This window comes from Burkholderia sp. R-40 (assembly GCF_049942845.1).
Classification (GTDB): domain Bacteria; phylum Pseudomonadota; class Gammaproteobacteria; order Burkholderiales; family Burkholderiaceae; genus Burkholderia; species Burkholderia ambifaria.
This window is the reverse complement of record NZ_CP187969.1, coordinates 968,468-982,107: the sequence shown is the minus strand read 5'-3', so window position 1 is coordinate 982,107 and position 13,640 is coordinate 968,468. Positions and strand designations below refer to the sequence as shown.

The following is a 13,640-nucleotide window of genomic DNA, read 5'->3' as shown; positions in this document are numbered from 1 at the left end:
TCAAAACATGACAGGACGGGGAGCACGACATGGCGACGACTTCAAGCGGGACCGCGGTTTCCATCAGCAATACGCCGCAGGCGACGAACGACGTATTTACGTCGGCGCAGACGGGGCTCACAGACAACTCGCTCACCACCGTCTACCTGAACGTGATGGCGAACGATCTCGGCGGCGCGGCCAAGACGCTCTATTCGCTCGACTCCGGCACTGAAACGACCGTCTCGCTCGAACAGGCGGCGTTGCTGACGCAGGATACGGTCCGGGCCGAATCGGTGAGCACGGATTTCAGCGCGCACGGCGCGCACATCTGGATCACGTCGGACGGCAAGGTCGGGTATGACGCGAGCCATCTCGACGCGTCGTGGTTGTCGAACAGCTTCAATACGCTCGGCTACGCGCAGGACAGCTTCACGTATGCGATCCGGCTGGGCAACGGTACGCTGAGCTGGGCGACCGCCTATGTCGACATTGCGCCGCCCGCCCCTGTCGTCTCGCTGGCGCACGACACGGGGATGTCGGCGACCGACCACCTCACGTCGGACTGTACGCTGTCGGTCGGCGCGGTAGCGCATGGCGCGACCGTTCAGTACAGCACCGACAACGGCGCGCACTGGAACACGAGCTTCTGCGCCGTCGAAGGAACGAATACCGTGATGGTGCGGCAGATCGACGTGACCGGCAATGCGTCGGCCGCCTCTTCGTGCACGTTCACGCTGGATACGGCTGGGGCGACGGCGCCCGGGGTGGCGTTGGCGGTCGATTCGGGTAGTAGTGCGACGGATCATGTTACGAATGTCGGGGCGCTGAATGTCACCGGGGTCGACACGGGTGCTACCGTGCAGTACAGCGTTGATAATGGCGCGCATTGGAGTACGAGCTTCAGTGCCGTCGAAGGGCTGAACAATGTGCAGGTTCGGCAGGTTGATGTTGCGGGGAATGCGTCGGCTCCGACCTCGTTCAGTTTCACGCTGGATACGGCGGCTGTGGCGCCCGGTGTTGCGTTGAGTACCGACTCCGGTGGCAATGCCGCAGATCACGTTACCAATGTCGGGACGTTGAATCTCTCGGGGATCGAGACGGGGGCCACCGTTCAGTACAGCGTTGATAACGGCGGGCATTGGAACACGAGCTTCAGTGCCGTCGAAGGGCTGAACAATGTGCAGGTTCGGCAGGTCGATGTTGCGGGTAATGCGTCGGCTCCGACCTCGTTCAGTTTCACGCTGGATACGGCGGCTGCTGCGCCGGGTGTTGCGCTTACGAGCGATTCCGGTGGCAGTTCCACTGATCACGTCACCAATGTCGGTACGTTGAACGTCACTGGCATCGAAACCGGCGCCACAGTTCAATACAGCATCGATAACGGTGGGCATTGGAACACGAGCTTCAGCGCCGTCGAGGGGCTGAACAATGTGCAGGTTCGGCAGGTCGATGTGGCGGGCAATACGTCGTCGGCAACGTCGTTCAGTTTCACGCTCGATACGTCGGCCGCTGCGCCGGGTGTCGCCCTGACCACCGATTCCGGCAGCAGTGCTACCGACCACGTCACCAACGTCGGCACGTTGAATCTCACTGGTGTCGAAACCGGCGCGACTGTCGAATACTCGATCGATGGCGGCCACACCTGGAGCACCAGTTTCAATGCCGTCGAAGGCGTGAACAACGTCCAGGTCCGGCAGACCGATGTCGCAGGCAATACGTCATCGGCCACATCGCTCAGCTTCACGCTCGATACCTCGGCTGCTGCGCCCGGTATCGCACTGACCACCGACTCCGGTAGCAACGCTACCGACCACATCACCAATGTCGGCACGTTGAATCTCACTGGTGTCGAAACCGGCGCGACTGTCGAATACTCGATCGATGGCGGCCACACCTGGAGCACCAGTTTCAATGCCGTCGAAGGCGTGAACAACGTCCAGGTCCGGCAGACCGATGTCGCGGGCAATACGTCATCGGCCACATCGCTCAGCTTCACGCTCGATACCTCGGCTGCTGCGCCCGGTATCGCACTGACCACCGACTCCGGTAGCAACGCTACCGACCACATCACCAATGTCGGCACGTTGAATCTCACTGGTGTCGAAACCGGCGCGACTGTCGAATACTCGATCGATGGTGGCCACACCTGGAGCACCGGTTTCAATGCCGTTGAAGGCGTGAACAACGTCCAGGTCCGGCAAACCGATGTCGCGGGCAATACGTCATCGGCCACATCGCTCAGCTTCACGCTCGATACCTCGGCTGCTGCGCCCGGTGTCGTGCTCGCGAATGATTCCGGCAGCGCTACGGACCACATCACCAACGTCGGCACGTTGAATCTCACCGGTGTCGAAACCGGCGCCACGATCGAATACTCGACGGATGGTGGCCACACCTGGAACACCAGTTTCAACGCCGTCGAAGGCGTGAACGATGTACAGGTCAGGCAAACCGATATCGCTGGCAACACGTCGGCCCCGACCTCGTTCAGCCTCACGCTCGATACCTCGGCCGCCGCGCCCGGTGTCGCACTGACCACCGACTCCGGTAGCAGCGCCACCGATCACATCACCAACGTCGGTACGTTGAATCTCACCGGTATCGAAACGGGCGCGGCTGTCGAATACTCGACGGATGGTGGCCATACCTGGAACACCAGTTTCAACGCCGTCGAAGGCGTGAACGACGTACAGGTTCGGCAGACCGATGTCGCAGGCAATACGTCTGCCCCGACCTCTTTCAGCTTCACGCTCGACACCTCGGCCGCCGCGCCCGGTGTCGCACTCACGAGCGATTCCGGTAGCAACACGACCGACCACGTCACCAACGTCGGCACGCTGAATCTCACCGGTGTCGAAACGGGCGCCACCGTCGAATACTCAATCGATGGCGGTCATACCTGGCACACCAGCTTCAATGCCGTCGAAGGCGTGAATGACGTGCAAGTCCGTCAAACCGATATCGCAGGCAATACGTCGGACCCGACGGCGTTCAGCTTCACGCTTGATACGTCGGCCGCCGCGCCCGGCGTTTCATTGACCACCGATTCCGGCAGCAATGTCACCGACCACATCACCAATGCCGGCACGTTGAATCTCACCGGTGTTGAAACCGGCGCCACCGTCGAATACTCGATCGATGGCGGTCATACCTGGAACACCAGTTTCAATGCCATCGAAGGCGTGAACGACGTACAGGTGCGGCAGACCGATGTCGCGGGCAACACGTCGGCCCCGACCTCGTTCAGCTTCACGCTCGATACCTCGGCCGCCGCGCCCGGTGTCGCACTGACCGCCGACTCCGGTAGCAGCGCCACCGATCACATCAGCAATGTCGGTACGTTGAATCTCACCGGTGTCGAAACGGGCGCCACGGTCGAATATTCGACCGATGGTGGCCATACCTGGAACACCAGCTTCAACGCCGTCGAAGGCGTGAACGACGTACAGGTTCGGCAGACCGATATCGCAGGCAATACGTCGGATCCGACCTCGTTCAGCTTCACGCTCGACACCTCGGCCGCCGCGCCGGGTGTCGCGCTGACCACCGATTCCGGCAGTGGCTCGACCGATCACATCACCAATGTCGGCACGTTGAATCTGACCGGTGTCGAAACGGGCGCCACCGTCGAATACTCGACCGATGGCGGCCATACCTGGAACTCCAGCTTCAACGCCATCGAAGGCGTGAACGACGTACAGGTCCGGCAGACCGATGTCGCAGGCAACACGTCGGACCCGACCTCGCTCAACTTCACGCTCGATACCTCAGCCGCTGCACCGGGCGTTGCACTGACCGCCGACTCCGGCAGCAACGCCACCGACCACATCACCAACGTCGGTACACTCAATGTGTCTGGTGTGGAAACTGGCGCAGTTGTCGAATACTCGATCGATGGCGGTCATACCTGGAGCACCAGTTTCAACGCCGTCGAAGGCGTGAATGAGGTCCAGGTCCGTCAAACCGATGTCGCAGGCAACACGTCGGACCCGACCTCGCTCAACTTCACGCTCGATACCTCAGCCGCTGCACCGGGTGTTGCACTGACCGCAGACTCCGGCAGCAACTCGACCGACCACATCACGAATGTCGGAACGCTGAATCTCACCGGTGTTGAAACGGGTGCCACCGTCGAATACTCGAGCGATGGTGGTCACACCTGGAACACCAATTTCAATGCCGTCGAAGGGGTGAATGACGTCCAGGTTCGGCAGACAGATATCGCTGGCAATACATCAGATCCGACTTCGTTCAGCTTTACGCTGGATACCTCAGCCGCTGCACCAGGTGTTGCACTGACCGCCGACTCCGGCAGCAAAGCTACCGACCACGTCACGAACTTCAGCACACTTAGCCTGTCTGGTGTGGAGACTGCCGCAGTTGTCGAATACTCGATCGATGGCGGTCATACCTGGAGCACCAGTTTCAATGCCGTCGAAGGCGTGAACGGCGTGCAGGTTCGGCAAACCGATGTCGCGGGCAATACGTCGGACCCGACGGCGTTCAGCTTCACACTCGATACGTCGGCCGCCGCGCCCGGCGTCGCCCTGACCACCGATTCCGGCCGTGGTTCGACCGATCACATCACCAATGTCGGCGCGTTGAATCTCACCGGTGTTGAAACCGGCGCCACCGTTGAATACTCGACGGATGGTGGCCACACCTGGATCACCAACTTCAACGCCATCGAAGGCGTGAACGACGTACAGGTCCGGCAAACCGATATCGCTGGCAATACATCAGACCCGACTTCATTCAGCTTCACGCTCGATACCTCAGCTGCTGCGCCCGGTGTCGCACTCACGAGCGATTCCGGTAGCAGCGCCGCCGACCACATCACCAACGTCGGTACACTCAACGTGTCTGGGGTGGAAATTGGCGCAGTTGTCGAATACTCGACCGATGGCGGCCATACTTGGAACACCAGTTTCAATGCCGTCGAAGGCTTGAACGATGTACAGGTCCGGCAGACCGATGTCGCGGGCAATACGTCGGACCCGACTTCATTCAGCTTCACGCTCGATACCTCAGCTGCTGCGCCCGGTGTCGCGCTCACGAGCGATTCCGGTAGCAGCGCCGCCGACCACATCACCAACGTCGGTACACTCAACGTGTCTGGGGTGGAAATTGGCGCAGTTGTCGAATACTCGACCGATGGCGGCCATACTTGGAACACCAGTTTCAATGCCGTCGAAGGCTTGAACGATGTACAAATTCGGCAGACCGATGTCGCTGGCAATACGTCGTCGGCCACGTCGTTCAGCTTCACGCTCGATACGTCAGCCGCCGCGCCTGGCGTCGCGCTCACGAGCGATTCCGGTATCAGCGCTACCGATCACACCACCAATATCGGCACGCTGAATCTTAGCGGCATTGAAACCGGCGCCACCGTCGAATACTCGACCGATGGCGGCCATACTTGGAACACCAGTTTCAATGCCGTCGAAGGCTTGAACGACGTACAGGTTCGGCAGACCGATGTCGCAGGCAACACGTCAGACCCGACTTCGTTCAGCTTCACGCTCGATACGTCAGCCGCTGCGCCAAGTGTCGCGCTGACCACTGACTCTGGTAGCAGCTCGACCGACCACATCACCCGTGCCGGCACGCTGAATCTCACCGGTGTTGAAACCGGCGCCACGGTCGAATATTCGACGGATGGTGGCCATACCTGGAACACCAGCTTCAACGCCGTCGAAGGCGTGAATGACGTACAGGTCAGGCAGACCGATGTCGCAGGCAATACGTCGGATCCGACGGCGTTCAGCTTCACGCTTGATACGTCAGCCGCCGCGCCTGGCGTCGCGCTCACCGGCGATTCCGGTAGCAACTCGACCGACCACATCACGAACGTCGGTGCACTCAACGTGTCGGGTGTGGAGACTGGCGCAGTTGTCGAATACTCGACCGATGGCGGTCATACCTGGAACACCAGTTTCAATGCCGCCGAAGGCGTGAACGACGTGCAGGTTCGGCAAACCGATGTCGCAGGCAACACGTCTGCCCCGACGGCGTTCAGCTTCACGCTCGACACCTCGGCCGCCGCGCCTGGCGTCGCGCTCACCGGCGATTCCGGCAGCAGTGCCACCGACCACATTACCAATGTCGGTACGTTGAATCTCAACGGTGTCGAAACGGGCGCCACGGTCGAATACTCGACGGATGGTGGCCATACCTGGAACACCAGTTTCAATGCCGTCGAAGGCGTGAATGACGTGCAGGTTCGGCAAACCGATGTCGCAGGCAACACGTCGTATCCGACGGCGTTCAGCTTCACGCTGGATACCTCGGCCGCTGCACCGGGTGTTGCGCTGACCGCCGACTCCGGCAGCAACGCCACCGATCACATCACCAATGTCGGCACGTTGAATCTGACCGCTGTTGAAGCGGGTGCCAGCGTCGAATACTCGATCGATGGCGGGCATACCTGGAGCACCAGCTTCAACGCCGTCGAAGGCGTGAACGACGTACAGGTGCGGCAGACCGATGTCGCTGGCAATACGTCAGACCCGACGACGTTCAGCTTCACGCTCGATACGTCGGCCGCTGCGCCCGGTGTCGCCCTGACCGCCGATTCCGGCAGTAGCTCGACCGATCACATCACCAACGTCGGTACGTTGAATCTTACGGGTATTGAAACTGGCGCCACCGTCGAATACTCGACGGATGGCGGCCACACCTGGAACACCAGTTTCAATGCCGTCGAAGGCGTGAACGACGTGCAGGTTCGGCAAACCGATGTCGCGGGCAATACGTCGGACTCGACGGCGTTCAGCTTCACGCTCGATACGTCGGCCGCCGCGCCGGGTGTTGCGTTGACCACCGATTCCGGCAGTGGCTCGACCGATCACATCACCAATGTCGGCACGTTGAATCTCACCGGTGTCGAAACCGGCGCCACGATCGAATACTCGACCGATGGCGGTCATACCTGGAACACGAGTTTCAACGCCGTCGAAGGCGTGAACGACGTACAGGTCCGACAAACCGATATCGCTAGCAACACGTCCGCCCCGACGTCTTTCAACTTCACGCTCGATACGTCGGCCGCTGCGCCCGGTGTCGCACTAACCGCCGATTCCGGTACTAGCTCGACCGACCACGTCACGAACGTCGGTGCACTCAACGTGTCTGGTGTGGAGACTGGCGCAGTTGTCGAATACTCGATCGATGGCGGCCATACCTGGAGCACCAGCTTCAACGCCGTCGAAGGCGTGAACGACGTGCAGGTTCGGCAAACCGATATCGCAGGTAACACGTCGGACTCGACGACGTTCAGCTTCACGCTCGACACTTCAGCCGCCGCGCCCGGTGTCGCGCTCACGAGCGATTCCGGTAGCAACTCGACCGACCACATCACGAACGTCGGTGCACTCAACGTGTCTGGTGTGGAGACTGGCGCAGTTGTCGAATACTCGATCGATGGCGGTCATACCTGGAACACCAGTTTCAATGCCGTCGAAGGCGTGAACGACGTACAGGTCCGGCAAACCGATATCGCGGGCAACACGTCCGCCCCGACCTCGTTCGACTTCAGGCTCGATACATCGGCCGCCGCGCCCGGCGTCGCGCTCACGAGCGATTCCGGTGCCAGCGCCACGGACCACCTCACCAACGTCGGCACGTTGAATCTCACCGGTGTCGAAACGGGCGCCACGGTCGAATACTCGATCGACGGCGGTCATACCTGGAACACCAGTTTCAACGCCGTCGAAGGCGTGAACGACGTCCAAGTGCGGCAAACCGATGTCGCGGGCAACACGTCTGCCCCGACTTCGCTCAGCTTCACGCTCGATATGTCGGCCGCTGCGCCCGGTGTCGCACTGACCACCGATTCCGGCAATAGCTCGACCGACCACATCACCAACATCGGTACGCTGGATCTCGCCGGTGTTGAAACGGGCGCCTCCGTCGAATACTCAACGGACGGTGGTCACACCTGGAACACTAGTTTCAATGCCGTCGAAGGCGTAAACGACGTACAGGTCCGGCAGACCGATGTCGCCGGCAATACATCGGATCCGACCTCGTTCAGTTTCACGCTCGACGCGTCGGCTGCAGCGCCCGGCGTTGCGTTGACTACCGACTCCGGTAGCAATGCTGCCGACCACGTCACCAATGTCGGTACGTTGAATCTCTCTGGTATCGAGACGGGTGCCACCGTGCAGTACAGCGTCGACAACGGCGCGCATTGGAACACGAGCTTCAGCGCTGTCGAAGGGCTGAACAATGTGCAAGTTCGACAGATCGATGTCGCGGGCAACACGTCGTCGGCCACGTCGTTCAGCTTCACGCTCGATACTTCAGCTGCCGCGCCGGGTGTTGCGTTGACGACCGACTCGGGCGGTAGCGGGGCTGATCACATCACCAACGTCGGCACGCTGAATCTCGCCGGTATTGAAGCTGGCTCCGCCGTCGAATACTCGATCGACGGTGGTCATACCTGGAACACCAGCTTCAATGCCGTCGAAGGCGTGAATGACGTGCAGGTGCGACAGATCGATGTCGCGGGCAACACCTCCGCCCCGACCTCGTTCAGCTTCACGCTCGATACGTCGGCCGCCGCGCCCAGTGTCGCACTCGCGAGTGATTCCGGTAGCAGCGCCACAGACCACATCACCAATGTCGGTACACTGAACGTCACTGGCATCGAAACCGGCGCCACCGTGCAGTACAGCGTCGATAACGGTGCGCATTGGAACACGAGCTTCAGCGCCGTCGAAGGGTTGAACAACGTGCAGGTTCGGCAGATCGACGTCGCGGGCAACACGTCGTCGGCCACGTCGTTCAATTTCACGCTCGACACCTCGGCAGCTGCGCCGGGTGTCGCCCTGACCACCGATTCCGGCAGCAGTGCCACCGACCACGTCACCAACGTCGGTACGTTGAATCTCACCGGTGTTGAAACCGGCGCCACGATCGAATACTCGACGGATGGTGGTCACACCTGGAACACCAGCTTCAACGCCGTCGAAGGCGTGAACGACGTGCAGGTTCGGCAAACCGATGTCGCGGGCAACACGTCCGCCCCGACGTCTTTCAACTTCACGCTCGATACGTCAGCCGCCACGCCCGGTGTCGTGCTCACGAGCGATTCCGGTAGCAGCTCGGCCGATCACATCACGAATGTCGGAACGCTGAATGTCATCGGTGTTGAGACGGGCGCCACCGTTCAGTACAGCGTCGATAACGGGGCCCATTGGAACACGAGCTTCAGCGCCGTCGAAGGACTGAACAACGTCCAGGTTCGGCAGATCGACGTCGCGGGCAACACGTCCGCCCCGACCTCGTTCAGCTTCACGCTCGATACCTCGGCTGCTGCGCCGAGTGCTGCACTGACCACCGACTCCGGCAGCAACGCCACCGATCACATCACCAATGTCGGCACGCTGAACGTCACTGGCGTCGAAACCGGCGCAACCGTTCAGTACAGCGTCGATAACGGGGTGCATTGGAATACGAGCTTCAGTGCAATCGAAGGCGTGAACAATGTCCAGGTTCGGCAGATCGATGTCGCGGGTAATGCGTCGTCAGCCACGTCGTTCAGCTTCACGCTCGATACCTCGGCTGCTGCACCGGGTGCTGCACTGACCACAGACTCCGGCAGCAATACCACCGACCACATCACCAACGTCGGTACGCTGAACCTCTCAGGCATCGAAACTGGCGCAGCCGTTCAGTACAGCGTCGATAACGGTGCGCACTGGAACACGAGCTTCAGCGCCGTCGAAGGGCTGAACAATGTGCAGGTTCGACAGATCGATGTCGCGGGTAATGCGTCGGCGGCCACGTCGTTCAGCTTCACGCTCGATACCTCGGCTGCTGCACCGGGTGTTGCGCTGGCCACCGACTCCGGCAGCAATACCACCGACCACATCACCAACGTCGGTACGCTGAACCTCTCAGGCATCGAAACTGGCGCAACCGTTCAGTACAGCGTCGATAACGGGGCGCACTGGAACACGAGCTTCAGCGCCGTCGAAGGACTGAACAACGTTCAAGTCCGCCAGATCGACGTGGCCGGCAACACATCGTCAGCTACATCGCTCAGCTTCACGCTCGATACTTCGGCTGCTGCACCCGGTGTTGCGTTGACCACCGACTCCGGCAGCAATGCCACCGACCACATCACCAATGTCGGTACACTTAACGTCACTGGCCTCGAAACCGGCGCCACCGTTCAGTACAGCGTCGACAACGGGGCGCATTGGGGTACGAGTTTCGGTGCCCTCGAAGGCGTGAACAATGTGCAGGTTCGGCAGGTCGATGCCGCGGGCAATACGTCGGCGGCCACGTCGTTCAACTTCACGCTCGATACGTCGGCTGCTTCACCCGGTGTCGCGTTGACCACCGACTCGGGTAGTAACGCCACCGATCACATCACCAATGTCGGCACGCTGAACGTCACTGGCACCGAGACCGGTGCAACCGTGCAATACAGCATCGACAACGGCGCGCACTGGAACACGAGCTTCAGCGCGATCGAAGGGTTGAACAATGTGCAAGTTCGACAGGTCGACGTCGCGGGCAATACGTCGTCGGCCACGTCGTTCAACTTCACGCTGGATACGTCGGCTGCTGCACCCGGTGTTGCGTTGACCACCGACTCCGGCAGCAACGCTACCGACCACATCACCAATGTCGGCACGTTGAATCTCACTGGTGTCGAAACCGGTGCAATCGTGCAATACAGCATCGACAACGGCGCGCACTGGAACACGAACTTCAGCGCGATCGAAGGGTTGAACAATGTGCAGGTTCGACAGGTCGACGTCGCGGGCAATACGTCGTCGGCCACGTCGTTCAACTTCACGCTGGATACGTCGGCTGCTGCACCCGGTGTTGCGTTGACCACCGACTCCGGCAGCAACGCTACCGACCACATCACCAATGTCGGCACGTTGAATCTCACTGGTGTCGAAACCGGTGCAATCGTGCAATACAGCATCGACAACGGCGCGCACTGGAACACGAACTTCAGCGCGATCGAAGGGTTGAACAATGTGCAGGTTCGACAGATCGATGTCGCGGGCAACACATCGTCAGCCACGTCGTTCAGCTTCACGCTCGATACCTCGGCCGCGGCACCCGGCGTTGCATTGACCACCGATTCCGGCACCAGCGCCACCGACCACATCACCAACGTCGGCACGCTGAACGTCACCGGCACCGAAACCGGCGCCACGGTTCAATACAGCGTCGATAACGGCGCGCACTGGAACACGAGCTTCAGCGCCGTCCAGGGCGTGAACAACGTGCAGGTCCGCGAAATCGACATCGCAGGCAACACGTCCTCACCCACGTCGTTCAGCTTCACGCTCGATACCTCAGCCGCGGCACCCGGCGTTGCATTGACCACCGATTCCGGCACCAGCGCCACCGACCACATCACCAACGTCGGCACGCTGAACCTCTCCGGCATCGAAACCGGCGCCACCGTTCAGTACAGCGTCGATAACGGTGCGCATTGGAACACGAGCTTCAGCGCCGTCGAAGGGTTGAACAACGTTCAAGTCCGCCAGATCGACGTGGCCGGCAACACATCGTCGGCTACATCGCTGAGCTTCACGCTCGATACGTCGGCCGCGGCACCCGGCGTCGCGCTCACGACCGACTCCGGCAGCAGCACCACCGACCACATCACCAACGTCGGCACGCTGAACCTCTCCGGCATCGAAACCGGCGCAACCGTGCAATACAGCATCGACAACGGCGCGCACTGGAACACGACCTTCAGCGCGACCGAAGGCGTGAACAACCTGCAAGTCCGTCAGATCGACATCGCGGGCAATATCTCGAACGCCACGAGCTTAAGCTTCACGCTCGACACCACCGCGCCGTCGACACTGTCATGGCAATACAACCAAGGCACCCACACGGTGACGGCCAATACCGACACGTCCAATGTCTGGAAAGTCCTGATCCACGACAACACGACCAACGCCGATTACACCGCGACGCAGCAAACCGCCGGAACCTGGACCTACACCACGCAACAGAGCCTGAATCTCAACAAGGACTCCCTCACCGTCACCGAGTGGGACACCGCGGGCAACTCGCGTTCGTTGACGCAGACAGCACCCGCCGGAGCCACCGGCTCCGAGATCAACCTCGCACTCACCGATCCCTCCGGCCACGCGGCCGACCTCGCTGTGACGATCGCTGGCATCCCGTCCGGCTGGACGCTGAACGCCGGCACCGACCTCGGCAACGGCACCTGGCTCGTGCCGACGAACGACCTCGGCGCGCTCACCATCACGCCGGCCGCGTCCTTCACCGGCGCGACCGTGCTCACGGTGACGGAAACCTGGACGGCCTCGGACGGCACCCACGCCGCCGCCACGATCGCGGACAACGTCGAAGCGTACGCAGCCAACGCGCCGATCTTCGCCTGGTCGGGCGACGATCAACTGACGGGATCGGCCGGCAACGACCTGTTCGTGTTCTCGCAGCCGATCGGCAACGACACGCTGCACACGTTTGACCTCGCCGCCGACAAGATCGATCTCGTGGGCTTCACGGGCATCGCAAGCTTCAGCGACGTCCAGGCGCATCTGGCAGACGACGCGAACGGCAATGCGGTGATCACGCTGGGCGATGGCGCCACCATCACGGTAACGGGCGTGCATTCGGCCGACCTCACCGGCGACAACTTCGTGTTCGACCAGGAACCGGTCGTGCAGAACGCCGGCGTCATGACGGTGAGCGACGGCGCGATGCTGCCGATCGGCGGGATCGTGGAGAACACGGGCACGATCGCACTCGGCTCGACCGGCGACATCACCCGCTTCGAAATCCTCCCGAAGAGCGCGACGCTGGAAGGCGGCGGGCACGTGACGCTGTCCGACGACGCCCACAACGTCGTGTTCGGCAGCACGCCGGATGCCACGCTCGTGAACGTCGACAACACGATCACAGGTGCCGGCCAGCTTGGCGCCGGCCAGCTGACGCTCGTCAACGAAGGAACGATCGTCGCCGACGGCGCCAACGCGCTCGTGATCGACACGGGCACGCACGCGGTCGCCAACGCCGGCACGCTCGAGGCAACGGGCAGCGGCGGCCTCGTGATCGAAAGCGCGGTGAACAACACGGGCAACCTGTGGGCCAACAACGGCAACCTGACGATCCACGGTGACGTGACGGGCGCCGGCAGCGCGACGATCAGCGGCGGCGCAACGCTCGAGTTCGGCGGCGCGTCCGCGGAAAACACGACGTTCGCCGATGGCGCCGCGGGCACGCTCAAGCTGGACCACTCCGCCGGTTTCACCGGCACGGTCAGCGGCTTCGGCGCCGGCGACGCGCTCGACCTGACCGACGTGCTGTTCGGCGATCACACGACACTGAGCTTCACGGCCAACGACACGGGAACGGGCGGCACGCTCACGGTGAGCGACGGCGCCCACACCGCGCAGGTCGCGCTTCAAGGCAATCTGTCGGGCGGCAGCTTCCAGCTCTCGCACGATCAGGGCAGCGGCACCGTGGTCACTTACGTGCCGCCGCCGCTGCCGCACATTCAGGAGGTGTGAGCCGCTCGGAATGCCCCGTGACCGACGTTCGACGGACAAACGCTCCTCCGGATCGTCGTTCACGGCAATGTGTTGGATGTATCTGTCGCGATGGCCGGCCGCATGATCGCCGGCATCGCGCAACGCTTGATC

The 13,640-nt window shown here is 61.6% G+C and carries 1 protein-coding gene; it reads left to right on the top strand.

What is annotated here, in order from left to right; translation table 11 throughout:
* Positions 1–29 precede the first annotated feature (29 nt).
* Positions 30–13,508, top strand: coding sequence for an Ig-like domain-containing protein (locus tag ACP26O_RS33050; protein ID WP_426284588.1), 13,479 nt, complete (start codon positions 30–32; stop codon positions 13,506–13,508).
* Positions 13,509–13,640: the final 132 nt, after the last annotated feature.